At 48.7% G+C, this 25,740-nt stretch carries 20 protein-coding genes; 9 read left to right on the forward strand and 11 right to left on the reverse strand.

The window, feature by feature from the left end:
* Nucleotides 1-10: 10 nt before the first annotated feature.
* A complete protein-coding gene (locus NF212_RS20475) occupies nt 11-1,282 on the reverse strand; it encodes a cystathionine gamma-synthase family protein (RefSeq protein WP_434362758.1) in 1,272 nt (423 codons plus the stop codon).
* Between the two features lie 120 nt (nt 1,283-1,402).
* Here NF212_RS20475 and NF212_RS20480 point away from each other — a divergent pair, with 120 nt between their 5' ends.
* Both NF212_RS20480 and NF212_RS20485 read left to right on the forward strand, forming a co-directional pair.
* Nucleotides 1,403-1,858 (forward strand): Lrp/AsnC family transcriptional regulator, encoded by a 456-nt coding sequence (locus NF212_RS20480; protein WP_434362760.1) that lies wholly within the window; start codon nt 1,403-1,405, stop codon nt 1,856-1,858.
* A 925-nt stretch (nt 1,859-2,783) separates the two neighbouring features.
* Nucleotides 2,784-5,873, forward strand: a complete 3,090-nt coding sequence (locus NF212_RS20485) for a hypothetical protein (protein WP_434362761.1) — start codon at nt 2,784-2,786, stop codon at nt 5,871-5,873.
* Nucleotides 5,874-6,041: 168 nt separating this feature from the next.
* Here the strand turns inward: NF212_RS20485 and NF212_RS20490 are convergent, their stop codons facing one another.
* Nucleotides 6,042-6,470, reverse strand: coding sequence for a GFA family protein (locus NF212_RS20490; RefSeq protein WP_434362763.1), 429 nt, complete (start codon nt 6,468-6,470; stop codon nt 6,042-6,044).
* Nucleotides 6,471-6,639: 169 nt separating this feature from the next.
* Here NF212_RS20490 and NF212_RS20495 point away from each other — a divergent pair, with 169 nt between their 5' ends.
* The 4 genes from NF212_RS20495 (at nt 6,640) to NF212_RS20510 (ending at nt 13,068) form a co-directional block, all read left to right on the forward strand.
* Entirely contained in the window at nt 6,640-7,005 is a 366-nt protein-coding gene (locus NF212_RS20495; RefSeq protein WP_434362765.1) for a histidine triad nucleotide-binding protein, read from the forward strand.
* Nucleotides 7,006-7,100: 95 nt separating this feature from the next.
* Nucleotides 7,101-8,951 (forward strand): M3 family metallopeptidase, encoded by a 1,851-nt coding sequence (locus tag NF212_RS20500; protein ID WP_434362767.1) that lies wholly within the window; start codon nt 7,101-7,103, stop codon nt 8,949-8,951.
* Between the two features lie 160 nt (nt 8,952-9,111).
* Nucleotides 9,112-10,914 (forward strand): ABC transporter transmembrane domain-containing protein, encoded by a 1,803-nt coding sequence (locus NF212_RS20505; protein WP_434362768.1) that lies wholly within the window; start codon nt 9,112-9,114, stop codon nt 10,912-10,914.
* Nucleotides 10,915-11,067: 153 nt separating this feature from the next.
* Nucleotides 11,068-13,068: an alpha-amylase family glycosyl hydrolase gene (locus NF212_RS20510; RefSeq protein ID WP_434362770.1), complete on the forward strand. Its 2,001-nt coding sequence runs from the start codon at nt 11,068-11,070 to the stop codon at nt 13,066-13,068.
* A gap of 34 nt (nt 13,069-13,102) precedes the next feature.
* On the opposite strand, the gene NF212_RS20515 is transcribed toward NF212_RS20510, so the two are convergent.
* From NF212_RS20515 to NF212_RS20555, 9 genes are all read right to left on the reverse strand, one after another.
* A complete protein-coding gene (locus NF212_RS20515) occupies nt 13,103-13,846 on the reverse strand; it encodes a hypothetical protein (protein ID WP_434362771.1) in 744 nt (247 codons plus the stop codon).
* Nucleotides 13,847-14,646: 800 nt separating this feature from the next.
* Nucleotides 14,647-15,093: a GNAT family N-acetyltransferase gene (locus NF212_RS20520; protein ID WP_434362773.1), complete on the reverse strand. Its 447-nt coding sequence runs from the start codon at nt 15,091-15,093 to the stop codon at nt 14,647-14,649.
* A gap of 27 nt (nt 15,094-15,120) precedes the next feature.
* Entirely contained in the window at nt 15,121-16,017 is an 897-nt protein-coding gene (locus tag NF212_RS20525) for a homocysteine S-methyltransferase family protein (protein WP_434362775.1), read from the reverse strand.
* A 78-nt stretch (nt 16,018-16,095) separates the two neighbouring features.
* A complete protein-coding gene (locus tag NF212_RS20530) occupies nt 16,096-16,695 on the reverse strand; it encodes a LysE family translocator (RefSeq protein WP_434362777.1) in 600 nt (199 codons plus the stop codon).
* A 36-nt stretch (nt 16,696-16,731) separates the two neighbouring features.
* Nucleotides 16,732-17,562: an AraC family transcriptional regulator gene (locus NF212_RS20535; protein WP_434362778.1), complete on the reverse strand. Its 831-nt coding sequence runs from the start codon at nt 17,560-17,562 to the stop codon at nt 16,732-16,734.
* A gap of 297 nt (nt 17,563-17,859) precedes the next feature.
* A complete protein-coding gene (locus NF212_RS20540; protein ID WP_434362780.1) occupies nt 17,860-18,810 on the reverse strand; it encodes a hypothetical protein in 951 nt (316 codons plus the stop codon).
* Between the two features lie 97 nt (nt 18,811-18,907).
* Nucleotides 18,908-20,086, reverse strand: coding sequence for a mannonate dehydratase (uxuA, locus tag NF212_RS20545; RefSeq protein ID WP_434362782.1), 1,179 nt, complete (start codon nt 20,084-20,086; stop codon nt 18,908-18,910).
* A gap of 109 nt (nt 20,087-20,195) precedes the next feature.
* The gene (locus NF212_RS20550; RefSeq protein WP_434362784.1) at nt 20,196-20,990 is read right to left on the reverse strand and encodes an FCD domain-containing protein; all 795 of its coding nucleotides are present in this window, start codon (nt 20,988-20,990) and stop codon (nt 20,196-20,198) included.
* Nucleotides 20,991-21,119: 129 nt separating this feature from the next.
* Entirely contained in the window at nt 21,120-22,100 is a 981-nt protein-coding gene (locus NF212_RS20555) for a TRAP transporter substrate-binding protein (RefSeq protein ID WP_434363034.1), read from the reverse strand.
* 293 nt (nt 22,101-22,393) lie between these two features.
* Here NF212_RS20555 and NF212_RS20560 point away from each other — a divergent pair, with 293 nt between their 5' ends.
* From NF212_RS20560 to NF212_RS20570, 3 genes are read left to right on the forward strand one after another with little or no spacing between them, the layout of a single operon-like run.
* Nucleotides 22,394-22,900 (forward strand): TRAP transporter small permease, encoded by a 507-nt coding sequence (locus tag NF212_RS20560; protein WP_434362785.1) that lies wholly within the window; start codon nt 22,394-22,396, stop codon nt 22,898-22,900.
* Between the two features lie 16 nt (nt 22,901-22,916).
* Nucleotides 22,917-24,218: a TRAP transporter large permease gene (locus NF212_RS20565; RefSeq protein WP_434362787.1), complete on the forward strand. Its 1,302-nt coding sequence runs from the start codon at nt 22,917-22,919 to the stop codon at nt 24,216-24,218.
* 13 nt (nt 24,219-24,231) lie between these two features.
* Complete coding sequence (locus NF212_RS20570) at nt 24,232-25,722, forward strand: mannitol dehydrogenase family protein (RefSeq protein ID WP_434362789.1); 1,491 nt, start codon at nt 24,232-24,234, stop codon at nt 25,720-25,722.
* Nucleotides 25,723-25,740 lie beyond the last annotated feature (18 nt).

Below are 25,740 nucleotides of genomic sequence, written 5' to 3' on the forward strand. Positions count from 1 at the left end.
GCGATGACGTTTAGATTAAGGATAATGCCTGTTCGAGATCCGCAATGATGTCTTCGGGATCTTCCAGCCCGACAGAAATACGAATCAGGCTGTCGGTGATACCGATTTGTGCCCGACGCTCAGCGAGGACGCTGGAGTGCGTCATCGAAGCTGGGTGCTGAATGAGGGTTTCGGTGCCGCCAAGACTGACAGCCAGCTGGCAAATACGGGTGGCATCCAGAACCTGGAAGGCTTCCGGCTCCCCACCGGCTATTTCAAATGAAAAGGTCGAACTGCATCCCTGGCACTGCTTTTTGTACAGGGCATGCTGCTGGCTTCCCTCTTCCAAAAAACCGGCGTAGTGCACCTGTGTGACTTTAGGGTGTCTGTTAAGGAACCTTGCTACCTGGGCGGCGCTGCGTGATTCGGCTTCCATTCGGATTTTCAGGGTTTCCAGTGAGCGCAGCAGCAGCCAGGCTGTCTGCGGGTCCATATTGGTGCCAAAGATATTCCTGAAACCACGGATCTGTGTGATGAGAGCTTTGTTGCCAGAGCAACTGCCACCTACCAGATCGGAATGGCCGCCGATGTATTTGGTCAGGGAGTAAAGGCAGACATCTGCACCATGCCGGAGAGGCGTCTGGAAGACCGGACCGCCCATGGTGTTGTCCACCACTATCTTGGTGCGCTCACCTGCTGCATTGGTCAGCGTTTCTGCTACCTTCCTGCACGCAGCGATGTCGATAAGGTGGTTGGTAGGGTTGTCAGGGGTTTCCAGCAAAATCACTGATACCGTGCCGAGATCCCGCGCTTTGGCAACTGCAGCCTCAAGCCCCTCAATTCCATCCTGCGCAATGAATCCGACACTCTGGATATTCATTTTCGGCAAGATAGCGTTCAGCAGGGTATCGGTACCGCCGTAAATAGGCTCAGAGTAGATCACCACATCGCCGGGCTGGGAAAGTGCCATCAGCGTAGACGAAAGGGCAGACATACCACAATTGGTGACCATACAGTCCTCTGCTTCATCCCATACCGCAATGCGACCTTCCAGAATCTCCAAAACGGGGTTGTTGAATCGGCTGTATATCAAACCAGGCTCCAGATCATCCGGCAAAGGAACTCTGCCTGACGCATAGTTAAACAGGTCTTTCCCCTGCTGGGCTGACTCAAACACAAAGGTTGAGGTCTGGAACTGGGGACATTTGACCGCTCCTTCAGACAACATCGGGTTATAGCCGTAATGCATCATCTGGGTTTCCGGGGACAATTTCTTATTACCGATGTGAGTAAGCTTTGACATGACCGTTCCTTGTTAGCAAACTGTTAATATTGAAATTATGTCGAATAGTTTGCGCAATGTGCTGGCTATTTATGGCTTGAAGTGGTTGCAAATTAGCAGAAACTGCCAAAAGAGAATGTTATGGATAATGTTGACCGTAAAATTATCAGGGAACTGCAATTAAATGCCCGCCTGACTAACCAAGAGCTTGCAGAAAGGGTTAACCTGTCGCCCTCGCCATGCCTCCGAAGAGTCAGAAAACTGGAAGAGTCCGGCGTACTTACAGGCTACACAGCACGGGTGTGCCAGGAATCTTACGGCCTGTCTGTTATCGCTTTTGTCAGTGTCCGGTTGGAAAAGCAAAACGACATATCAATGAAGGAATTTGAAACGGGCATCAATGCACTGCCGGAAGTCATGGACTGCTATCTGATGACCGGTACCAGCGACTACCTGCTGAAAGTAGTCGCTGCAGATCTAAAGGCATTCGAGCGGTTTATTCGTGATCACCTTACCAAGATACCTGGGATCGCGGCGGTGGAGTCGAGCTTTGCATTCAGTAATGTAAAGCAGAATCCGGTTTATCCTTCGATTTAACGTCGCTGGTGCTTCGGTGGTGTCGCTTGATCAATGAATCAGACCTTTTTAAATTGAATGTTTAATTAAAATAATAATTTAAAAATATTGAATATTATTTTGTGTTTGCTGATTAGTAGAATTTCCAGGGAATCATTGAACAGGTTGCCATCTTCGTAACAGATTGCGACATCAATATGCTCTATCACGACAAATGTAACTAGAGCTAAAACTTAAACTTTTGGTTGTATATAAAACTGACTTTATCAATTAATTAAAAATTCTTATCAATTTATAACAGTGTAAATTTTTATACTTAAAATAAAAGAATGTGAATAATTTTTCAGCTTAAAACCAAAGGCAATTACTGGGTTGTTTTTTACTTTATTTTCATCTGTTTAAATTGAATAGTGAAATTGAAAGGGACACTAATATATCTGTATTTTTTCTTATATAACAGGTAATTACCTCAGCTCAAAAGTAAGGAATAGAACTTGCTATTTACATAACATAATGAAAAATATGATGTTTTCACATAAATCTGTCATTTGGTTGATAAATTATTTAATTTAATGTTTATGTGGGACTTGGCGCGTATGTTTTTTATTAAGTAAAAATCCTGACATTTTGATGATTCATTTTTTACAAATCAATTTGTTGACAATAAAGTACTCGGTGCTGTATTCATAATATGAATGATGTGATTATTCATTAGAAAGAGTGATTATTGTTTTTTATTAATCTTGGAATCTGAAAAAATATTAAACCTGATTCTAAATTAGAATTTAATAAGAAACATTTGATGTTCGCAACTGATATCTTCATGCGAATAAGAGGGATTTCTTCGTCTTTTTATACATGAATATGAGTTGAAGTTATATCCTTCGAAATTACTAATGCAAACACAAAAACGTTATTGGCAGGTGAAACCAAAGGAGTACATAACATGAAAAAGTTAAAGAAGTTTAGCTACGGCATACTTTCCAGTATGGTTGCGTTGGGGATGGGTGTCACTCAAGCGGTTGAAATTAATCATGATACCATTGAGCACATATACAGTGATGGAACGTACAATTATGACTTCTATGACGGTGCCCCTTCACTGGAAACTCATGTGGCGAATGCCGGTTTTGGGACGGATTTTATTGATTTACTGTCACAAGACATTATGAATTTCGATGATTATATAAATAAAAAAATATCCAATGATTTGAATCTAGATCCTGATAAAAGCATCAAAATTACGTTTAAAGTTAAAAATACTAAGAGGTATTACGATGGTAGTTGGTACACCGACTATACATGGTATACACATTACAGTAAGTTTTATTCATATGGCGATGTAGCAGCGCGGCGTCACCACTTTGAAACACCTTCTTCGTCTGAACACCCTTATATGGTGAGTCATAGTTGGCTTTTGTCATCAGACAACCCAACAGAACAAACAAATGACTTTGAAACACTAAATGCGATGAATCCAGAGCCTGGGTATGATGCATATATTAAAGATTTATATGGGTCAAAACTTGGTAGCCACTTGGTAAAACTATACCAAAATGCAATTCGTTTTGGACTTGAAGTGGCAAAACGTGCAGCCAAATCAGATGCTTCAAAACAAATTGCGACATCAGCCTTATCCGGCAGCGCTGTACTTGAAAAAGTAGATATTTACACTTGGCCATCACATAACATGTTTTTCCTGCCCCACTCACCGGGAGGTAATACAGGATTACTTTTTGTGATGGGTATGGATCAAGTGTTTTTTGAATTTAATACAGAAAGTGAGTATGAAGCTTTCTTTAGAAATACAGATAACCATCCATTGCTAAAACAGCAGTTCAGTCTTTACAACCTCAATGATGGTGTAACGTATTCCGGCGTCAATTCTGCATTAGCTGGTCTAAATGACGGCTCTTGGGCAATCTCGTATGTCCGTCAGTCCGCAAGAACAGGGTATACAGCAAGTCAAATGGGAACTGAACTTGCCAACGCACTGGAACGGGACAATGTAGCAGATGCCGATTACAGCAGCTACAGCAATGCAGAGCGCGATTTTGATGTTGCAATGGAAATCCTGCCTGCAGCGCTGGGGGTTGCGGGAATCGCTGTTTTACCCGTTGGTGGGGCACTAGCTGAGGTACTGGCTGTTGCTGGAGGGGTGGCAACAACGGCCGTTGACTCGATTGATGCCTCACTGGCAGACAGAACAGAGGACAAAGTCAAAGCAATAAAAAATGCGTCATTAGCAGCGGTGCTAACTGCAGTACCAGCTACTATTTCAGGCGCAAAACTGGCAAAAAATATTACTACACGTACGTTCAGTCTGGCTGAACACGAAGCCATTGCCACAATCAGCGGGAGTGTGGCAGGAGAAACAACCAATAGTATTGAGTTGACCACCTTTGCGACAAATGAGAGTGAGCCGGTGCTGACTTCTCAGGAAACAACAGATCCGTTTTCTATCCTTAAAGCAAAAACCAACCAGGAGCTTCTGTTGGGGGTCCCTAAGCCTACTATCACCCCATCTCAGGTTGATCCCCGGGGTTTGAGCTATGCAAATCGAATTCGTTCAGCCGCGACGACTCACAGACAAAACCTGGCAGTGTTAAAACCCCAGGTGACACACGCCTATGAGAACCTTAGTGATATGGCTGGTTCAGTTATCCAGGGCTCTCCAGTTGGGCAGCCGCACTTCATGAAGGTGAATTATGCGGGAAAAATACTGACATATGACCTTCAAAACGAAGGGGCGGTATTCAGTTCTTTACAGGAAAGTTTTGGTGTTGTTGACCGTGCTAACTGGAAAGGTGTGATTGAAAATTCCATCCAGAACTTACCCGCCGGGAGTTCAGTGCAACTGGGTGTAAATCTGGCTGATGGCCTTGCTATAAACTGGGCAAAAAGCCTTGGAATACCCGACACTCTATTTCAGATAAATACGGGTGTTGCTGATTCAATGGTAGCAGAAGTAGAGTTCTCCCACGCATTTGACGGTGCCCGTACCGTAAAACTGAGCCTGACACCGACTACTGGCGTGAAAGCTGGTGTTACGGTGGGCCATTTTTCAATGCCTATAGACAACAGTTGGGCTGGGGCATTGGCAATGCCAAGCCTGAATGCAGGCTATACGCGTGCCTTTACCTCAATCGCAACGGTCAGTGACAGCGAGTTTAATTCGGCCTTCAGTGCTCTTCTTGATGGGAACTGGAACGAAGATGTCCTCTCGAAGCTCCACTTTGAAGCGGTAGATAAAGAGCGTGCCTTTGAAGTGGCGTTGAATGCAAGTTCCAACTATGCAGCGCCATCGACAACGTTTATCGTTGGGCCTACATCGGGGGGACCGAGTCTAAGTCCAACAGCTGGATTGAAAATTCGTATTCCGGTTGTTTCTTCCAACTCACAGCTAACAAAAGAAGTCAGTGCGTCTCTTGGGCTGGGTTCCAGCACAGACTGGCAAGTCTTCAGCTCTACGGCGTCGGGTAACTCTACGGTATCTGCAACTGCACTGTCTGACTTTGCTACTCGAGTACAGCAAATAAACAGTACCTTTGATATCAGCCGCCAGCTTGAAACTCTGGCTATTGAACGTACTATCCGTCCGACGAATATCTTTGGTGCCTATACCAGTGAATTCAGTGCATTGGGGAATACTACACGCAATAAACTGCTAAATGAGATGTTGAACAAATTACGGACAGCGAGTGGAGCCCACTATGAAATGTCGAAGAAGTACCTGTCGTTTACATTGACGTCAAACCTTACGGATGACGCGGTAGAGACTCTGAAAGGGTATTACAACTCTTATCGTATTCAAGGGCTGACAGATGAAGCTGCCCGTGAAAAAGTACTCAAGACTGCGCTGGATATTCTGGGGGATCCAAAAGCGAACACAACCAAAGTTATCACCAAAGCCATTGGTACTGAGATTAAGCGTCATACCAAAGGTGCGTCGCTGCCAGTTCCGTTTGTAACTAAAACCTATGCAGGCTGGTCTCAGTTTGCCCGAAATTTCGATTTGGGTACGGTAGAGCTTTAAACATCCTTTACTGATCTCTATCGCAGAAATCTCTGCTTGCCTTAGCCGCCTCTTCCAAATAAGTAGAAGGGATTGGCGGACTTAAGGAAGAGGCTGTCCGCAGCCTCTTTTTTTTGGTATCTGGGGGGCTCTGTAACCAGCAAGGGCGTAAGACAAATAAGCGCAGGGCTACTCCCTCCCTTCCCCGAACTGCGGCAATTCATCAGTAATTTGATACCAGTCGGCTTTGTAGGCAGTGAAAATATGGACATCCGGGCGTTGGGGGATATCGCTTTCCAAAGTGCCAAGGGCAAATTCGACCAATGAACCGTCTGAGTCAGATGGTTCAAATGTTATGCTGGAGCCGCACTGGCTGCAAAATTGGCGGGTTGTGCCGTTGGGGGCAATATAGGCTTTAAGAAGGTGTTCACCGGCAGTCCAGCGGAAGTTTTCGGCTTTGGCTTCTCCGAAAGTGGCAAATGCTGCGCCATGAAACTTCCTGCACATAGAGCAGTGGCAATGGCCCATCGCCGGTTCAATTTCCGCAACTTCATACCGGATAGCACCGCAGAGGCATCCGCCGTGATAGGAATACGTTTTTTCAGGGTGTTCAGCCATGGCGTGCTCCTTTTTATGGTGTTGCGTTGTCCTTGCGTGTTCCAACACTGCAAATATTACCTCGCCGCAAGTACCGTGCAGTGGCAAGCGTTCCCCTGTCTCGAATCCCGGAGTATGATGGCGTAACGCAAATAAAGAATAACAGGCCGACAACAGGCAAGGAGACAGGATGAGCACCATCTTCACCAAGATTATTGATCGTGAGATCCCGGCAGATATCGTTTTTGAGGACGACAACGTTCTCGCGTTTCGTGATATCAACCCTCAGGCACCGGTTCACGTGCTGATCATCCCTAAAAAATGCATTCCAACCATTAACGACATCCAGCCGGATGATGAAGCGCTGGTAGGCAAGCTGTTTACCACTGCGGCTAAACTGGCGAAAGAGTGGGGCGTGGCAGAAGACGGCTACCGCGTGGTGATGAACTGTAATGAATACGCTGGCCAGACGGTATTCCATATTCACTTGCACATGCTGGCCGGTAAGCCAATGGGCTGGCCTCCTTACACCGAAACGCTGAAGCAGCCGGTTTAAGGTCTAAAATACGGCTAAGCTCCAGATAAAGGGTAACTGAGGTTGCCCTTTGTTCTTTTCAGGCTTCCAAAAACATCAACCATTAAGGAACCCTCATGTCAGCCACCCAATTTCTCAACGAACTGAATGCCAGCTACCTTGCCATTCACCGCACCAAGGAAGATTTATTCTGGGATACCTACATGGGCACCAGTGATGACCATGCCGGTGCGGCAGAGGCGCAGACCCGCTGGACAGACTTCCTGAGCGATGCCTCACGGATTGCGGAAATCAAGGCACAGATTGAAGCGGCCGGTTCCATCAGCGATGCCGATGTAAAGCAGGCCACACTTACTGGCCTCAAAGGCTGGCTGGCCACCTTTGAAGCTCATGCGATTGAAGCGGAAGAAGCGCGCAGGCTAAAAGCGGAACTCATTAAGTTCGAGGCAGCGCTTTTTGAGAAAAAACAGAACCATGTGATGACGTTTGTTGATGAACATGGTGAAACCGTAGAGGGTTCGTTGCCGGTTTTGGGGGCGGCAATCCGTACCAATGACCAGGAAGCGGTTCGCCAGTCTGCCCACAAGGCGTTTCTCGATCTGGAACAGTGGCTGCTGCAAAATGGTTTCCTGGAACTGGTTAAGCTCCGCAACCGCTTTGCGCGCTCACTCGGGTACAAAAACTTCTTCGATTACTCGGTGGTAAAAACCGAGCAGATGACCACGGAGCAACTGTTTACCATACTTGATGATTTTGAGCAGCGTACCCGGGATTCTCACCTGCAGAGCCTGAAAAATCTAGCTACAGAAAAAGGTGAGGATGCGCTGTCCGGCCACAACTTTATCTTCTCCTTCGCCGGGGATGTGATGCGTGACCTCGACCCTTATGTCCCGTTTTCCCAATCCCTGCGTCGTTGGATCGAGTCATTTGGCCGCCTGAACATTGATTATTCCGGTGCTGACCTGACGCTGGATCTTCTCGATCGCAAGGGAAAATACCAGAACGGTTTCTGTCACGGACCGGTACCGGCTTTCTATGACCGGGGGGATTGGGTTGCTGCCAAGGTGAATTTCACCAGCAACGCCAAACCGGATCAGGTGGGAAGTGGCTATGACGGCATCAATACCCTGTTCCATGAAGGTGGGCACGCGGCACACTTTGCCAATGTGAAAATGAATGCGCCGTGTTTTTCGCAAGAGTTTGCGCCAACATCAATGGCCTATGCTGAAACCCAGTCGATGTTCTGTGACAGCCTGCTGACCGATGCCGACTGGCTGAAGTTGTACGCACTGGATGCCGAGGGTAACCCGGTACCGGATGCGGTTATCCAGGCGATGGTAAACAGCCGCCAGCCATTTAAAGCCTACGAAGAGCGCAGCATTTTGGTGGTGCCCTACTTTGAGCGGGCGCTGTACCAATTGAGCGATGAAGAACTGACACCGGAGCGTGTAACAAAACTGGCTCGCGATACGGAAAAATCCATCCTTGGCCTGGCATGCAGCCCGCGTCCGCTGATGGCGATTCCGCACCTGTTATCAGATGAGGCGGCCTGTTCTTATCAGGGCTACCTGCTGGCACATATGGCGGTATACCAGACCCGGGCATACTTTACCGAGAAGTTTGGTTTCCTGACCGATAACCCGGAAATTGGCCCATTGCTGGCCAAACACTACTGGAATCCGGGCAACAGCCTTTCCCACAACGAGACAATTGAGAGCCTCACCGGTGAAGGCTTTAACGCCAAGTACCTTGCCGATGTGTGCAACCTTTCTCCAGAAGACGCCTGGGCTAGCCAGAAACAGAAGATTGACGCACTGGCAAGTCGGGAACAGGCAGAGCCTGCGCCGCTGAATGCCACAATCCGAGTGGTGGACGGAGACAGGGAACTGGCATCAAACCGGGCGTCGTCCGATGATGAAATGTGCGCGGCATTTGAAGGATATATTGCACAGACGTACGGCAGATAGCCTCTACCGGGTTAACATCGCTGCGAAATACAAAAGTCGGATGGAATCCGGCTTTTTTACGTTATTGAGCCGGAACGTAATTAACGGCAAATGAACCCCTCGCCGCGTTGAGGTGTATCTGATACGGTAAACACGTCTTTAACGGTAAAAGGATCTTCCCGTGACTGAAGCCTCCCGCGCAGCGACCCCGACTGTCCTGAAATGGATTGGCACATTCCTCCGGCCTTACCGACAGCAAGTGGTGGCCGCCATTGCCTTTCTGTTTATCGGCTCCCTTGCGTGGCTGGCACTGGGGCAGGGTGTCAGGCTGATGGTGGATGAAGGCTTTCTCTCGGGCAGTACCGAGCGCCTGAACCAGATTGTGCTGTTTATTCTGGGTATCACTTTACTGAGTGGAGCCGCTACATTTTGCCGTTTTTACCTGATGAGCTGGCTGGGGGAGAGGGTGAGTGCCGACATCCGGCTTCGTGTTTACCACCAGCTATTGCAGCTTTCCCCGGCGTTCTTTGCCCGTGAGCGTACCGGCGAGGTAATCAGCCGCTTTACCGCAGATACCACCCTTTTGCAGACCGTGGTCGGCTCCAACCTTTCCATGGCCTTACGCTCTGGGGTGTCGGTTATCGGCGGGATGGTGATGATGGGCTTTACCAGCCTGAAACTGACCGGCCTTGTGTTGCTTGCAGTGCCTTTGGTGCTTGTGCCGGTTGGCGTACTCGGGCGTAAGGTGCGTCGCCTTGCCCGGGCGAGCCAGGACAAGGTGGCCGACCTTGGCGCGCATGTCGATGAATCCCTCCACGAAATCCGCACTGTACAGTCTTACGGCCATGAATCCCGGGATAACAAGGTGTTTGCCAGCCGGGTGGAAGATGTTATGGAAGCCGCCCGGGGCCGGATCCGTTACCGGGCAATGCTGATTGCGTCAGTCATGCTGCTCAGTATTGTTGCCATTGTGCTGGTGACCTGGGTCGGGGCGCACAGTGTGATGGGGGGAACGCTTTCTGCCGGTGAGCTCTCCGCCTTTATGTTTTATGCCGTGCTGGTCGCCGGTGGCGTCGCAACCATCAGTGAAGTGATTGGGGATATCCAGCGTGCAGCGGGGGCAACCGAGCGGCTTATTGAACTCTCTGAAACGCAGCCGGATATTGTTGACCCCGTGCTTCCCAAATCCTTGCCGACGCCGGTTCGGGGAGAAATCTCATTTGATCAGGTTGAGTTTGCCTATCCCGGTGAGAAGGAAGCCCCGGTATTCCATCAGCTATCCTTCGATATCCGGCCGGGTGAAAGGGTTGCACTGGTGGGGCCTAGTGGTGCAGGTAAAAGTACGGTGTTTGCGTTGTTGCAGCGCTTCTTTGAACCGCAGGGCGGGGAGATTTCCTTGGAGGGCAAGCCGGTCGATTCCGTCTCCCTTGAAGAGCTCCGCAAGCAATTTGCCCTGGTGCCGCAGGAGTCAGTGATTTTTGCTACTTCTGTTTTGGAAAACGTGCGCTATGGCCGCCCGGATGCAACCGAAGCAGAAGTCGAGGAGGCGTGCCGTGCCGCCCGGGCTGATGAATTTATCCGGGAATTGCCAGATGGATACCAGACACAACTGGGTGAGCGCGGGGTCAGGTTGTCCGGCGGGCAGAAACAGCGTATCGCCATTGCCCGGGCTATCCTTGCTGACCGCCCGGTGCTATTGCTGGATGAGGCAACCAGCGCGCTGGATGCGGTGAGTGAACACCACGTTAAACAGGCACTGGATACGCTGATGGAAGGCAAGACCACCCTGATTATCGCCCACCGGTTGGCAACCGTGGTAAATGCCGACCGAATTCTGGTGCTGAACCGGGGCCAGCTTGTTGCCAGTGGTACACACGATGAACTGATGGACAGCAGCCCGCTATACCGGGAATTTGCGACCCTTCAGTTGGTCGATGGGGGCATGCGAACATCGGGTGACGGTTTAAGGCTTTCGGGCAGTTAGCCTCCAGCGTTCATTACTGCCAAATTTGTGGGGCGCATGTTCTCGGAACTACGCCCCTTTCTACGCCCATATTTCCCTTCTTGAAGATGATTTTTCCTTTCCCGGTTTGGCGAAAAATAGAACGGTCGAAAATCCCTACAAAAAGGAAATAATATGAAAAAAGGACATCTTGCCCTGGCGATAGCCGCCTGTTTTGCCGGGCTCACGGCCTCCGTTTCCGCCGCGCCACTTACCGAAGCGCAACGTTGCGAAGCCCCTTTCCAACAAAAAGCTAACGACCTGCGTATCTACCAAGTAATGGTTGAGAGTTTTGTGGATGGCGACCCAAGTATTGGTCACGGCACCGGCTACGGTACCAGTCACCACAACGGTGACCTGCAGGGTGTGATTGATTCGCTCGATTACATCAAATCGCTGGGAATGAATGCGATCTGGCTGACGCCGGTCTTCCATTCCATCCCGGTCGAAGGGCAGAACCACTGGGCTGACAGGCTGGATGCCACCGGCTATTTTGCCAGTGACTATTTCAGTATCGACCCGCGCTTCGGAACGCTGGAAAAAGCCAAAGAGCTGGTGGACAAAGCCCATGCTAAAGGGCTGTACGTGTTCTTTGACGGTGTATTCGGCCACCACAAAGGCAACGTGAAGCCTTCCCCGTCCGGCTTGTTACCCGCAGGGGAAAGTAACCCGGTCAGTTACCCGGAAAGCCTCGCATTTTACAAAGAGGTGGCAACCTGGTGGGTGAAAGAGCTGGGTATCGACGGCTGGCGACTGGATCAGGCCTATCAAGTACCGGTGGAATACTGGCAGGAAATCCGTAGTGCTGTCGAACAAGCCAGCCAGTCCGTTACCTACAAAAATCCAGAGGGCGAAAATGTCCACCCGCTGGGTTATATGGTGGCGGAAATCTGGAACAACGAAATCACTATTACCGGAACGGGTTATGGCAGCGATGATCAGCCTGCGTTGTGCTCAGCGTTTGACTTCCCGATGCGATACCGGGTGCTGGAAACCTTTGCAGTTAATGAAAGTGGTGTGGGCGGCCGGGGCGGTGACTGGCTCTCAGAAGGGATGGATCTTCACAGCGTTTACCCGGCGCACGCCCAGCCAAACCTGATGCTGGCAAACCATGATGTACTGCGCCCCGGCGATCTGTTGCAGCGCGGAAACATTGCTAACCCAGACGATGCAGAATACTGGCAAAGGCTGCGTGCGGCCTATTCATTCCTCGGTGCTTACACCGGCCCGATAACCCTGTACTACGGTGAAGAAATCGGTGATGAAGTGCCGGAATTTGCACAGAAGTGGGACAAGGACAACTGTGCCATCCAGGGTTACTGCGATGACCACGTATCCCGCACCAGTGCCCGTATTGACGGGGTGACAGCGGAGCTGAACCCGGATCAGGCAGCGTTCAAAACCTATATCGCAGATCTGATGAAGCTCCGCGAGAAACACAACGCACTTTCCGAAGGCCAGAGAACGGCGGTTGTCGCGGAGAAAGGGCTCTATGTAGATCACAAGGCATCACCGGGTGAGTCGCTGCTTTATGCGGTCAGTACGCAAAAAGGTGCTCAGACGCTGGCGCTGACCGAAACACAGGCAGGTTCATCAGGCGTGCTGAGAGACCTGCTATCCGGGGAGCAGTTTGAGCCGGTAAGCGGGAAATACACCATCCCAATGAAAGGCTGGCAGGCGCGTTACCTGCTTATTGAAAAGCCGGGCAAACTCACGGTGGCGGACAAAGCCAAGCAGACCCTGACCGGTGACGGCTTCCTGGCCCAGTGTGATAACCCGGTGGTTGAGGGTAAACAGCCACAGCAGGAGACACTTTACGTAGTGGGGGATTTTGCCGATTCCGGGTGGAAGCATATCGCTTCACGCCAGTTCAGCTATCGCGGCAATAACACCTACCAGGCCGTGATCGACGAAAACGCCGGTGCCTACAAAATGCAGTTTGCAGCGAGCAGCTGGAACCCGCAATTTACGGCAGACGGCCTTACTCTAAAGCCAACGGAAACCGGTATCCTGAAAAAAGGCGGATACGGGCAGGATACAGCAGTAACCCTGCCGGAAAGTGGCCGCTATGTGTGGAACCTGCAATTTACGGACACCGGCCTGCCGAAACATATATCGGTGTTTAAGTGTCAGTAACTGTTGAAAGAAAAGGGCAATATTGCCCTTTTCTTTAATCATTTATTCCAATCGATTCTGCCCAACTCAGGTTGATACACTCCTTCATAGCAATCCAATCCATGGTTATTTCTGCTAACGATTTTTGTCCCTCACCCCTTATATGTGACTGTGCATATACGATGGAACATTCACCGGATGGTAGTGGGATTTGAAAAGGGTTGTTTATGGCTTCCTCCAGTGTTTCTGCTAAGGGCAAGCCCTTTGATTTTGCCAGTGCGTTGTAAACGTTCAGTCCCATGGCGATAACCAGTTTCGGCTGGATAGCTTTGATTTGCGGCAGTGCAAAATCCAATGCGGAATTGATCAGGAGTTTTTCTGGGATAGTGGTACAAAATGCCCCCGGCTTTACGAACGGAAAAAGTGTTGTACAAAAGGTGTCACAAAGGTGGATTTGAAAATGTGTGTTCAACAGTTTTTCAAGCATGTCCTGCGTTGGCAGTGCAGGATCCAGTCCGTGACGGACAAGTGCAGGAACTAAGGGACCTGAGAGGTGTTCATCCGGACACCAGTCCTTCAGAATGATCATTACATCTGCATTCAAGTTGCTGGCCGATTTCGTATAGGGAGATACCCATTCGCATTCATATATCGAACCATGGTACTCGCCAATGCTGTGGTAGCCTGCCGGAATAAGGTATCGGCGTTTACGGGCAAGCCTGATAAGTTTGCGGTATTTATCTGCGGTTGTGAGTCGGTCTGTCAGTTGGCTGGAAATGTTGAATGTATTTTGGAGCATGTTTAACGGATTACCTGAAATATAAAACCGAAAACCTGGAGAAAAGGAAACCGGGTAAGAAGGCATGCACAGACCGGTTTGCTGAGGTTCAGCTTCTATTTGGCTTTGATGAAACCAACGATGGTTTTAATACCTTCTTCGGTTTTCATTTTCGCCACTCTTTAGCTTTTGCCCGGGAGTGTGCATGGTGTCGATTACGTGTAGGGTGGGGTTTGCCTGTCAGCAGTTGAAGTCGGTGCTATCGTTAGAACTTTCCATAACCAAAATCGCCTGGAAGCAGACAAGGCTGAGTTACCCCCACATTAGGAGACCGGGCGAATTTAGCCCAAAGCGGTTGCAGGTGGGAACAGTTCATCGTTGGCAAGGGCAACGGCTCTAAGCCAGTGAATGCCATATTGTGAATATAAAATAAACATAGTCTTGAGATGTTGACCGTACCGGAAATTATGCAGAACGGTAAATCTGAGCGTCGTACAGAATTATGATTTTGAAAATATATGCCAAATAGCATTTGGCTTTTTTTCTAAAATACATAAATTGAGTGAATTTGCTATCGCGGAATGTTAATTAAGGGCGTGACTATCAATAGTTGTCTGGGGTATGCATGTTTAAAATCTATATTAACAATATGATTAATATGGATAAAAACACAATGCTATCAAAAATGGAAAGAATGGTTCCATATTTATAGGGTTACCCCGAGAATCTGTACCGAGATGCCAGACGTTTTTACTCGTTCACCGAAGCACAGCGGTACTGCTTACACGGTGGAACGAGAATATGCGTAGGGAAATGTAAAATCACTCCAGGGTATCCAGGCGCTCTGACTGGTATATATTCGGCTGCCAAATCTGCATAAGTATCTCTGGTTGGGCAATGGCTTCAAATCCAAATTGGGCATAGAGACCATGTGCATCACCTGTTGCTAGCATGATGCGCCGCAACCCCTGAAGGTCTGGGTGTGCCTGGATGGTTGATACCAACCATTTACTCAACCCTTTTCCCCTGTGGGCCTCAACCACAAACACATCGGCGAGATAAGCAAAGGTTGCCTTATCCGTCACCATGCGGCCGAAACCAACCAACCGGTTTTGACCATCCAGAATGCCAAAGCACAGGGAGTTCTCCAGCCCTTTGCGAAGTGTTGCTTTCGGTATCCCAGCTGACCAGTAACTCTCTGACAGAAAGCCATGGATGGCTTCGAAGTCCATTTCATTCAGATCTGTCGTTATGCGGTAATCCTGCATCTTCTCTACACGTCCTGTATTTGTCTTTTAGCTGTTGTTCAACGCGTCCAGCGCAGTGATGTGTGCCGGGGTGATCCCGCAACATCCTCCTACAATGGTTGCCCCTGCAGTGCACCACTGACGGGCGAAATGCAGGTATTCACCGGTTGTGATTTCCCGGGTTTCCTGTAATGCAAGGTTGGCACTGTGCCCCGGATTGATGGGAAGAAATGCATTGGCGTAAGCACCAAGCTGGATCCCATTGATATTTTGAGCCGAGAGTGTTTTTGCCGTAGATTCCAGCGCGGGTAGCATCACTTCGGGGACTGAACAGTTAAACAAGACAGCGTCTGCGCCGGCTTCCAGCGCCGCATTAACAGCCTGCTCAACCGGTTCGCCTGAACGCAAAGTTGGTACTTCTTTGCCCTCTTCAATTTGATCACTGAGTGAGAATGCAAACCACCTTGGCAGGGTAGAGGTTTCCAAAACCTCAGCGATGGCGCGCATTTCAGCAATGGAGCTGATGGTTTCAGCCAGCCAGAGATCAACGAACTGAGCCTGATTCTTAACCAGCTTGGACAGAATTGGCAATGCAGTTTCCCGGTTAAACAATTCCGGCTTGTAACTGCCAAGTGGTGGCGGGATACAGCCGGCAACGCTGGCAGGGCCGTATTCATCCGCAGACTGGCGGGCAATTTCTGCTGCCAGGTGGATAAGCGAATCCCCCCAATCCCGAAACCGTTCTTCACCCAGATGAAAGGGGACACAGGCGTAGCTGTTAACGGTAATTACACTGCTTCCAGCCTCCAGGAAGTGCTGGTGGGCTTTCTTTACTGCATCCGGTGCTTTAATCAGCGCTTCGGCGCTCCATTCCGGTTGCCGGAAAGGGGCACCCATTCTCTGGAGCTCCCGCCCCATGCCGCCATCCAGTATGGTTATGCTCATCCGTAGTGTTCTGCCTGACTCTGTAAAATGTCCTTTCCCCAAATACAGCATTCACAGCATTAAAAGGCAATCCCTAATTTATACCCATGCCATCCACACCTGTTGCCAGAGAATGTCAGTGGCAACCATTAAAAGCAGCATAGAGAGGCTGATATTTAGCACCCGGAAAAACAGGGGGCTGCGGATCAGGTTTCCAAGTCGGGTTCCTAGAAATACATAGCTGGACGGAGCGCCAAACGCAAGGAGCGCTAAAGAGACTGACCATACCACAATCATCATTCCCTCAATGTTCGCAGCAGGGAACTGCACTGTGGTGATTGGCAGGATCGCGATAGGTGCTTTGGGGTTGAGCAGTTGCATAAAAAAGCCAAATTTAAAGCCGGGTAAGTCGGTTTCCCGGACCGTGTCGGTTTTGACGGTGGAACGGATGATTTTGACCGCCAGGTAGATGATAAACCCTGCTCCAATCAGGCTAATAACCGGACGGAGGCTTTCAGGTATAAGCAAGGCACCGCCGAAGCCAAACAGCAGAAAAAGAAACAACATCGCCAGGGCAACACCGGCACAAAATGGGAGCAATACCCGGTAAGGGTGTGACAGGCCTGCTCCAAGGCTTAGCAAGTTCACAGGGCCGGGGGTGTACATAATGCCGAAGGCATACGCGAATATCTCAACCATAGTGAGTGGCCTTTGGATTCTGGGTTGGGTTGCCGGTCAGGCGTTGAGAAACAGTTGCTGGTACTGCTTAGGCGTCATGCCATAAATAGGCTTGAAGCGCCGGTTAAAGTGGCTGAGGTCAGAAAATCCATAATCGAATGCGACATCATCAATATCTGCCCCGTTTTCCAGTGCCTCTTTGGCACGGTTTATCCGGCAGTTGAGAATATACTGGTGCGGCGTAATACCGAACTGCTGGCGGAAAAGGCGAAGGTAGTGGTATTTCGAAATACCGGCTTCACGGGATAGGTCATCCAGTGATAGGTTTTTTGTCAGGCTGGCATGGATGAACTCGCGGCTTTGCCGGAGAAGGCGGTCCGGGCGGCTGATTGTACAGCTTGGTTCAAACCGGCTATAAAGCTGTGCAATACGTTCAGCCAATTGGAAAAGTGCACTCTCGTGAGCCAGTTTGTCTCCGCTCTGGGCTTCAGTCATTTGGGACAGTGACAGAATATGTCCCCGAAGGGTGGGGTCCTGAATAAGATTGTCCGAAATTTGAAACTCTTTGTTTGGCCTGATCCCGGCAATGGCGAGCATTGGCTCAAGTTGATCCGGGTGTATATAGAGCATTCGATAGTGAAGGGTGTCAGGGGTTCCGGCGTGTCCATCATGAACTTCGCCTGGGTTAAATACGATAACGTTGCCGGGTGCGCTGCGGTGAAAAGCGCCACTGGAGAAAAAATCCTGTCTTCCGGCAAGGGTGACGCCAAAGGAATACTCCTCATGGGCATGTTTGCCGTAACTGAAGTCATTCATCTCCGCCTGTAACGCAGTGACGTTTTCCAACTGGCGGTTTTTTACAAACTGGAATTGGTTGTCCTGTTTCATCGCCCTTTACCGTTTTAATCCATCGTAGGCTAATCCCGATAAGGAAGACAGTGTAGCGTGCCACTTCTGGCCTGGCTTGAACAAAATTGCTTATTTTAATATGTCGTATGATGAGTCATCTGTACATTTTCTTTAATAAAACTTACGCCAACATTTCAATGCTGTATGAAGAATAATATGCAAAGTAGACTTTTAAATTAAAAGTATCCTAAATTTGGCCACAACCGAATTTTCAATGATGAATTGATAAGGCAGTCAGTTGCGGCCATATGAGATAATTTTAATGTAGAGTACTGATTATTGGGGTTTTCTAAAGATGAGTACAGCTCTGTCATCAAAGCTCACATAGCCATCCTTGATTCCTTTTGTCGACTTGTGTTCATTCATCATTAAAGGGTCACTATTAATGACAGAAAACAGAGACTCTTCATAAGATTCAATACTGCTTTTTTCCGGATAAAAATATCCATCAGAGCTTAACTCAATGACGTTTGGTAATTTCGAAAAATGCCAGGTGTTTATTTTTTCTTCCGGCACATCAAACCCATCTATTGCCCAATATTGAAATAATTTTGGTGCATCAACATTGTTTTGGAAATCATATTGCTTTCTCAGCAAAGGAAGAATGTACTCTCTTCCCCAGTCTTTGCTTTTTATTTCATCTTCACTCAGGCCAAGTGTCTTGAGGGTAAATGAACGAAGTTCGCTGTTTAACACGTCTACAAGCTTTTCTGTTTCCCCGTATTGCTTTCCATCAATACGTGCTTTTGAATCTCCGATGCTGGCCAGAGTGTTGTTGGTAAGATCGTACCAGACAAGTGTCGATGTCGGTCTGAACAACGGATTGTTTTTGAAATCAATATTTGGGTGTTTTTTATAAAACTCCTGATAGCTGGTATTTATCTCTCGCACTACTTCTGCGGGTGATAAACCTTTTGGCAGGCTTGCGAAAACACTGTATATAATATCTCTTGCTACTCTGCCGCCTTTTCTGCCATCATATTTTTCGCCTGATTTATCTGTTGCTCCATCAAATACGGCTAAATAGTAGTCATTGTAAAAAAGTCCGTCTTCAGTTACGATATTCGCTTTATTTCCTTTTCCTTTTTTTCCTTCGATAAAGTATTCAATACTTCCTTGTGATATTTTATCGTTTGTGATTTTACTGTAATTTATATTATCTTCCGCTTGAGATAAAAGCGGAAAAAAAGACAACAATAATGCAGTTGAAAAATATCGTACTTTCATGATAGGTCCTCTTACACTTAAGTTGATTTTTTTGAAATAACTAGGTTGCTGGAAAGCAAACTAGTTAGGGGTTTATCAATAAAAAACATTCTTTTGGTTAAAAGAACATCCTTTTTAGTGCCAGCTCTAAACCCCTTATTTCGGCAAGTCCTTTTAACCGTCCAATTGCTGAATAGCCAGGATTAGTTTTTTTCTTCAAGTCGTCCAGAATCTGGTGACCATGATCAGGTCTCATCGGAATGGGCCGAGAGTCACCAGATTGCAGCCGACGATGTTCTTCGGCTAGGATTTCCTTAACCACGTTATACATATCCACATCACCCCCTAAATGGGCTGCTTCATGGAATGACAATGGGTTATCTTCCCGCTGGGTTGAACGCAGATGGGTAAAATAGATTCGGTCTCCGTACTTTTTGATCATGTCGACCAAATCATTGTCTTCGCGTACACCGTATGACCCTGTACACATGGTGATACCGTTCATTTGACTTGGAACAACTTGGGTAAGCCATTCAATATCTTCAATGGTCGAAATGATGCGGGGGAGACCTAAGATCGGGCGCGGTGGATCATCTGCGTGTACAGCAAGCCGGAGGCCATATTTTTCACATACCGGCACAATCTTTTCCAGAAAATAGGCGAGATGCCGGCGAAGTCTGGCTTTATCAATGTGTTGATATTTATCCAGTTGTGCCTGAAAAGCCTCTAAGGTGTACCCTTCTTCAGCTCCCGGTAAACCTGCAATAATATTCTTTGTCAGCTTTTCAATACCGGTTTCTGACATCTTTTCATAAAACGCTTTTGCTTCAGCTTGTTCTGCGGCGCTGTAACTGTTTGAGGCTCCGGGCCGCTTTAGAATGCAGAGCTCAAATGCTGCAAAAGCAACTTGGTCAAAACGTAAAGCCCGTGAACCGTCTGGGAGGGTGTAATCCAGTTCTGTTCTCGTCCAGTCAAGAACCGGCATAAAGTTATAGCAAACTGTATCGATTCCACATTCAGCCAGGTTAGCCAGCGTCTGTTTGTAGTTTTCTATCCATCGGAGATAGTCCCCACTTTTGGTTTTGATTTCTTCGTGCACCGGTACACTTTCGACGACAGACCAGTTCAGCCCTTTTTCGTTTATTAGGGCTTTCCGGGTCAGGATCTCTTCTTTGGGCCACACCTGACCGTTAGGGATGTGGTGCAGTGCCGTAACAATGCCGGTTGCCCCAGCCTGACAGATATCATCAAGTGTGACAGGGTCATTCGGACCGTACCAACGCCAAGTCTGTTCCATTTTTGTACCTTACTACTCAAATTCTGTGTGCAGAAAGCCTGCCTTGCGAAATAGTGAAGGCATGTATTTTCCTCTGGTGGGAGGCTTACCGGCTAACTACGGACTTCCGTCAATCAGAGTTGATTGAAACTCTCGGCAACTCGTTATTTCTGTTTCCATGGTCGATCGGGTATGACTGAAACAGATATCCATCGAAGTTGGGGTCATCGATATCAGAGAGCTCCATCAATCTCTGTTTAACGTTTTCAAGGTGTTGCCACATGGCTTGTTTGGCGCCAACTGGATCTTTTTTTGTCATGGCAGCGAGAATTGCTCTGTGGTCTCTGTGCCACTCTTTTCTGTAGGCGGTATCTGTTATCCGGACATGAAGTTGATGCCACATGGGGTTTTCCCGCATCTGCCAAATCTGGCGGAAGAATTCAACCAACACACTGTTGTGGGTTGCCTCAGCAATAGCGAGGTGGAAATCCCTGTCGCCGTTTTCTTCTTCACCAGTATCTTGGCCTTCAAGCCCTTGCCGTTCCAATTCCAATGCCTGACGCATTTTGACGATATCATTCGGTGTCGCCTGCAGTGCCGCAAATTCTGCAATGTTACTTTCGAGGAGCTGTCGGGCTTGCAACATTTCAAATGGCCCGGCCATATCACTCGTGTCTTGCGGTACCGAATTCGCTTTTGGTAACTGGACTACATAAACCCCTGAGCCCTTGCGAACCTCTATCAGGTTCTCCAGTTCCAGCATTATCAGCGCCTCGCGGACAACCGTTCGGCTGACGCCCAGCTTTTCAGCAATTTCTCGTTCCGGAGGAAGCCGGTCACCTATCTGATAGTGTCCGTCTTTCAACTGGTTGCGCAACACCAGTCCTACTTCCTGGTACGGTCTCTTTGGCTCAAAATGCTTCATGATGATATGTCTGAATATTCACATAAGGTCGATAACAGATATCATAACAACCAATCATAATTGGTCAACCATTCAGGCGGCGTCATAACTATTTGGTGTGCCAGTTAAATGAACTGGCACACATATCACTCATTCTACGGCTTTGATTCGATCAATCATTTCAGCCAAGTCCGGGTTCTCCTCTTCAATTTTTGCGTACATTGGCTCTACAGCTCTGAGGAACTCGATTTTGTTGGCCTCAACAAAGGTTACGTTCATCTTTTCCGCTTTGGCTTTTTCCGTGGCTTCTGATTCCGCCCACAACTTTTTCATCAGTTCGGAAGAATCGGATGCCGCCTTTAACAATGCCGCCTGTTGCTCAGACGTCAACTTGTCCAGCGAAGCTGTCGAGATGACCAGCACATCAGGCACCATAGTGTGCTCATCAAAGCTGTAGTATTTGGCTACTTCACTGTGACGGCTGAGGCTGAATGACGGGATGTTGTTTTCAGCTGCATCAACGACACCTTGTTGTAACGCTGTATACAGCTCACCGTATGCGAGCGGAGTTGGGTTGCCCCCAAGGGCTTCAACCATTGCAATGGCAGAAGGGCTTGGCTGAACTCGTATTTTGAGACCTTTCAGGTCAGCGGGTGTTTTGATGGGCTTTTTCGCATAGAAGCTGCGAGCACCAGCATCATAGTAGGTTACGCCGACAAAGCCTTTGTCACGGGTTGATTCAAGGATTTCACGACCAATTTCGTTCGACTGAACGGTATGGAAGTGCGCTTTGTCGCGGAACAGGTAGGGGAGGTTGAAAGCAGAATAGATAGGGTCAAATGCTTCAAGCTCCGCTGCGTTGGATTTCACCATATCCAGCGCGCCGTTCTGCATAAGCTCCATAGATTCACGTTGTGTACCCAATTGCGCATCAGGGTAGATGCGGATACGTACCTCACCAGCAGTCAGCTCGCGCACATCTTTAGCCATTTGCGTCATGGCCTTGTGAACAGCGTGGTCACGGTTGTGGTTGTGGCTCAGTTTAAGGGTAGTGGTAGCCATTGCGTGTGTGGTGCCCAGAGCAAAAACAGTTCCGGCTATCACAGTTATCATCGTCTTACGTAGGTCCATCATTACTTCTCCTTTTAATGTCGCTTGGTGTGTAGGGCACGACTTGTTTTGAACTCATCATGGGTTCACTTATCTACGGCGTCAAAGCTCAATGTTGAATTGGTTGACCAAAGTCACAGTTAAAAGCCTATAATTGGTCAACCAATATAACTGTGAACCTGCTCACTAGACCGCCAATCATGGGTGTACCTATAATGATGTTATCGAAATGATAAAATGACAGCCGGCCGCCATATGATTTGCTTTTGTGGTTGACCAATTGTCAGGTTGGTTCCATTCAAGGACGTTTATTTATGGACAGATTGGTAGGCTACATCAATCGTGGCTTGGCGGTGTTTACCGTAAGCTTGTCGACCTTTTTGGTTTTTTGCGTGATCTGGCAGGTCCTTTCCCGATACGTATTAGGCGAACCGAGCACAGTGACTGACGAACTGTCGCGGTATCTCTTTATGTGGGTTGCGTTAATTGGTGCTGCATACACCGCAGGGCAAAAGCGTCACCTTGCGATTGACCTGTTGACCATGAAGCTGACAGGTACCCGCAAGTTCCTGGTTGAATTGGTTATCCAATTTGCCATTGCGATTTTTGCTATGACTGTGCTGGTTTACGGAGGTACCACATTGGCAGTGAGCACACTGGATATGGGGCAGGTTACTCCCGCCTTGGGCGTGCAAATGGGGTATGTGTATTTCTGCTTGCCGGTCAGCGGTGCGCTGATGATTTTTTACTCTTTCTATTTTGGTTTGCAGAGCATCAGGCAGTGGCGGACGCAGGAAACCGGCGTCGCTGAGTCGAATTAACGTAAAGGATTGAATCATGGATTGGCAAGTCATTCTCACACTGTTCGGCAGCTTCGCATTGTTCTTGTTTATCGGTATCCCGGTATCATTTTCGATAGGTCTTTCATCTCTTATTACCATCGGTATGGCTCTTCCGCTGGAAACCACCATTACTGTTGTCGCCCAGCGAATGGCGGCAGGCATGGATAATTTTGCCCTGTTGGCAATCCCGTTTTTCATCTTGGCGGGCAACATTATGAACCAGGGGGGGATTGCCGCCCGCCTTATTGATTTAGCCAAGGTATTGGGTGGACGCCTTCCCGGCTCGCTGGCGCATGTAAACATTATGGCGAACATGATGTTTGGCTCCATTTCGGGCTCTGCGGTAGCCTCGGCGGCAGCGGTTGGGGGAACCATGGCGCCCATGCAGAAAAAAGAAGGTTATGATGAAACCTATTCTGCATCCGTAAACATTACCTCTTGCCCGACGGGTTTGCTGATTCCTCCCAGCAATACGTTGATCGTTTTCTCCCTGGTTTCCGGGGGCACTTCTATTGCCGCCCTTTTCCTCGCGGGCTATGTCCCGGGCATCATTATGGGTCTGAGCCTGATGACAGTAGCCGGCATCATTGCAAAACGCCGTGGCTACCCGGTCGCTCCAAAACCTTCCCTTGCTGAAGTCTGGGAAACAACGCTCAGAGCGCTACCTTCATTGATGCTGGTCGTAATTATTATGGGCGGTATTATCGGGGGCGTATTTACCGCGACAGAAGCCTCTGCCATCGCGGTTGTCTACACCTTTGTTCTTGCCGTGCTGGTTTACCGCGAAGTACCTTTCACTGCATTGCCCCGAATTGTCCTGGAATCTGCGGTTACCACATCTATCGTTTTGTTACTGGTGGGGGCATCTATGGGAATGTCCTGGGCGATGGCAAATGCCGATATTCCTTACATGATTGCCGATGCGTTGATGGAGGTTTCCGAGAACCCGCTGGTTATCCTTTTAATCATCAACATCATCTTGCTGATCGTCGGTATCTTTATGGATATGACGCCTGCGGTTCTGATTTTTACGCCGATATTCTTGCCGGTTGCCCTCGATATGGGGGTTGATCCTGTCCACTTCGGAATCATGATGACGTTTAACCTTGCGATAGGTATTTGTACACCACCGGTCGGCAGTGCGCTGTTTATCGGATGTTCTGTGGCAAACGTTGCTATCGACAAGGTAATCAAGCCCTTATTGCCATTTTATGCCGCATTGATCGTGGCATTGCTCGCCGTTGCGTATATCCCCGGTTTGAGTCTCTGGCTTCCATCCCTGGTCCTTGGTTATTAATAAGGATAAAAAGATGACCAACACTATTGCAGACCCAGTGGTCAACCCTAGGGTCCGTCAACCAGCCTACGACCGGGACGGATTGAAAACGCGCATCGTCCATATTGGGTTTGGTGCATTCCATCGGGCTCATCAGGCTGTGTTCACCGATGAAATGCTGGCGAAAACTGGTGGAGATTGGGGGATTTGTGAGATGAGCCTCTTCAGTGGTGACGCTGTTATTTCTTCTCTTCGCCAGCAAGACCATCTCTTTACGGTCGCCGAAAAGGGTACCGACACCACGGAAGTAAAGATGATTGGCGCAGTGACGGAAGCCATGCACCCGTTGCTCGACGGTATTGATGGTCTTTTAGAAAAAATGGCCGAGGAACAGGTGGAGATTTTCTCTCTGACCGTGACCGAGAAGGGCTACTGTGCGAATCCGGCCAATGGCCGGCTGGACAAATTTCACCCTCTCATCCAGCACGATCTGTTAAATCCGGCGCAGCCGAAATCTGCTATCGGGTATATTGTCGAAGCACTTCGCCGCCGTTTTGAACGGGGCCTTGCTCCGGTTACCGTCCTGTCCTGCGACAATATTCAACAAAACGGACATGTTGCACGCGCGGTAGTTCTGGAATATGCCAGCTTACTGGATGAAAAGCTGGCAGTGTGGATAGAACAGAACGTCACGTTCCCGTGCACCATGGTTGACCGTATTGTCCCGGCGGTTACCGAAGAAACTCAGAACGAAATTACTGAACTGGTGGGCGTGCCTGACCCTTGCGGTGTGGCGTGTGAACCGTTCTGCCAATGGATCATTGAAGACAACTTTGCCAATGGCCGTCCGGAGTGGGATGTTGCTGGCGCGGAATTCGTTGCCAATGTCGTGCCCTATGAAGAAATGAAGCTTCGCATGCTCAACGGAAGCCATTCATTCCTGGCCTATCTGGGGTACCTCGGAGGGTACGAGCATATCTCTGACACCATGCTAAGTGACGATTACCGCCGGGCAGCCTTCAATCTGATGATGAAAGAGCAGGCACCAACGTTGGATATGCCGAAAGGCACCGATGTTGAGGGCTATGCAAGGCAACTGATCGAGCGTTTTTCTAACCCCTCTCTCCAGCACCGCACCTGGCAGATCGCCATGGATGGCAGCCAGAAGCTTCCCCAGCGTATGGTTGATGCCATCAAACACCACATAGCCCAGGGTACAGATTACAGCCATTTGGCGCTGGGCGTAGCGGGCTGGATGCGCTATGTCAGCGGGCAGGATGAATCCGGACAGGAAATTGATGTTCGTGATCCTATGGTTTCGACATTCCAAGAAATTTATCAACGCGTCGGGCTTCACCCTGATGTGGTGAAGGAGTTTCTCTCTTTGGACGCTATTTTTGGAACATCTTTGCCAGCAAATGTCGGCTTTGAGAATGCAGTTAGTGAAGCCTATTTGCAGCTGCTTGAAAGTGGTGCCAGATCTGCCGTGGCAGCCTTAAACGTTAATGCATCACATAGCTGGTAGGCATTCGCCACGGGAGGA

This window comes from Parasalinivibrio latis (assembly GCF_036825535.1).
GTDB lineage: Bacteria > Pseudomonadota > Gammaproteobacteria > Enterobacterales > Vibrionaceae > Parasalinivibrio > Parasalinivibrio latis.

What these genes read in the sequence shown, in the direction of transcription:
- NF212_RS20475 (WP_434362758.1), bottom strand. Translation starts at nt 1,282, where the DNA reads ATGTCAAAGCTTACTCACATCGGTAATAAGAAATTGTCCCCGGAAACC.
- NF212_RS20555 (WP_434363034.1), bottom strand. Translation starts at nt 22,100, where the DNA reads ATGGACCTACGTAAGACGATGATAACTGTGATAGCCGGAACTGTTTTT.
- NF212_RS20565 (WP_434362787.1), top strand. Translation starts at nt 22,917, where the DNA reads ATGGATTGGCAAGTCATTCTCACACTGTTCGGCAGCTTCGCATTGTTC.
- NF212_RS20495 (WP_434362765.1), top strand. Translation starts at nt 6,640, where the DNA reads ATGAGCACCATCTTCACCAAGATTATTGATCGTGAGATCCCGGCAGAT.
- NF212_RS20490 (WP_434362763.1), bottom strand. Translation starts at nt 6,470, where the DNA reads ATGGCTGAACACCCTGAAAAAACGTATTCCTATCACGGCGGATGCCTC.
- NF212_RS20485 (WP_434362761.1), top strand. Translation starts at nt 2,784, where the DNA reads ATGAAAAAGTTAAAGAAGTTTAGCTACGGCATACTTTCCAGTATGGTT.
- NF212_RS20515 (WP_434362771.1), bottom strand. Translation starts at nt 13,846, where the DNA reads ATGCTCCAAAATACATTCAACATTTCCAGCCAACTGACAGACCGACTC.
- NF212_RS20500 (WP_434362767.1), top strand. Translation starts at nt 7,101, where the DNA reads ATGTCAGCCACCCAATTTCTCAACGAACTGAATGCCAGCTACCTTGCC.
- uxuA (WP_434362782.1), bottom strand. Translation starts at nt 20,086, where the DNA reads ATGGAACAGACTTGGCGTTGGTACGGTCCGAATGACCCTGTCACACTT.
- NF212_RS20480 (WP_434362760.1), top strand. Translation starts at nt 1,403, where the DNA reads ATGGATAATGTTGACCGTAAAATTATCAGGGAACTGCAATTAAATGCC.
- NF212_RS20520 (WP_434362773.1), bottom strand. Translation starts at nt 15,093, where the DNA reads ATGCAGGATTACCGCATAACGACAGATCTGAATGAAATGGACTTCGAA.
- NF212_RS20570 (WP_434362789.1), top strand. Translation starts at nt 24,232, where the DNA reads ATGACCAACACTATTGCAGACCCAGTGGTCAACCCTAGGGTCCGTCAA.
- NF212_RS20530 (WP_434362777.1), bottom strand. Translation starts at nt 16,695, where the DNA reads ATGGTTGAGATATTCGCGTATGCCTTCGGCATTATGTACACCCCCGGC.
- NF212_RS20525 (WP_434362775.1), bottom strand. Translation starts at nt 16,017, where the DNA reads ATGAGCATAACCATACTGGATGGCGGCATGGGGCGGGAGCTCCAGAGA.
- NF212_RS20510 (WP_434362770.1), top strand. Translation starts at nt 11,068, where the DNA reads ATGAAAAAAGGACATCTTGCCCTGGCGATAGCCGCCTGTTTTGCCGGG.
- NF212_RS20550 (WP_434362784.1), bottom strand. Translation starts at nt 20,990, where the DNA reads ATGAAGCATTTTGAGCCAAAGAGACCGTACCAGGAAGTAGGACTGGTG.
- NF212_RS20560 (WP_434362785.1), top strand. Translation starts at nt 22,394, where the DNA reads ATGGACAGATTGGTAGGCTACATCAATCGTGGCTTGGCGGTGTTTACC.
- NF212_RS20535 (WP_434362778.1), bottom strand. Translation starts at nt 17,562, where the DNA reads ATGAAACAGGACAACCAATTCCAGTTTGTAAAAAACCGCCAGTTGGAA.
- NF212_RS20540 (WP_434362780.1), bottom strand. Translation starts at nt 18,810, where the DNA reads ATGAAAGTACGATATTTTTCAACTGCATTATTGTTGTCTTTTTTTCCG.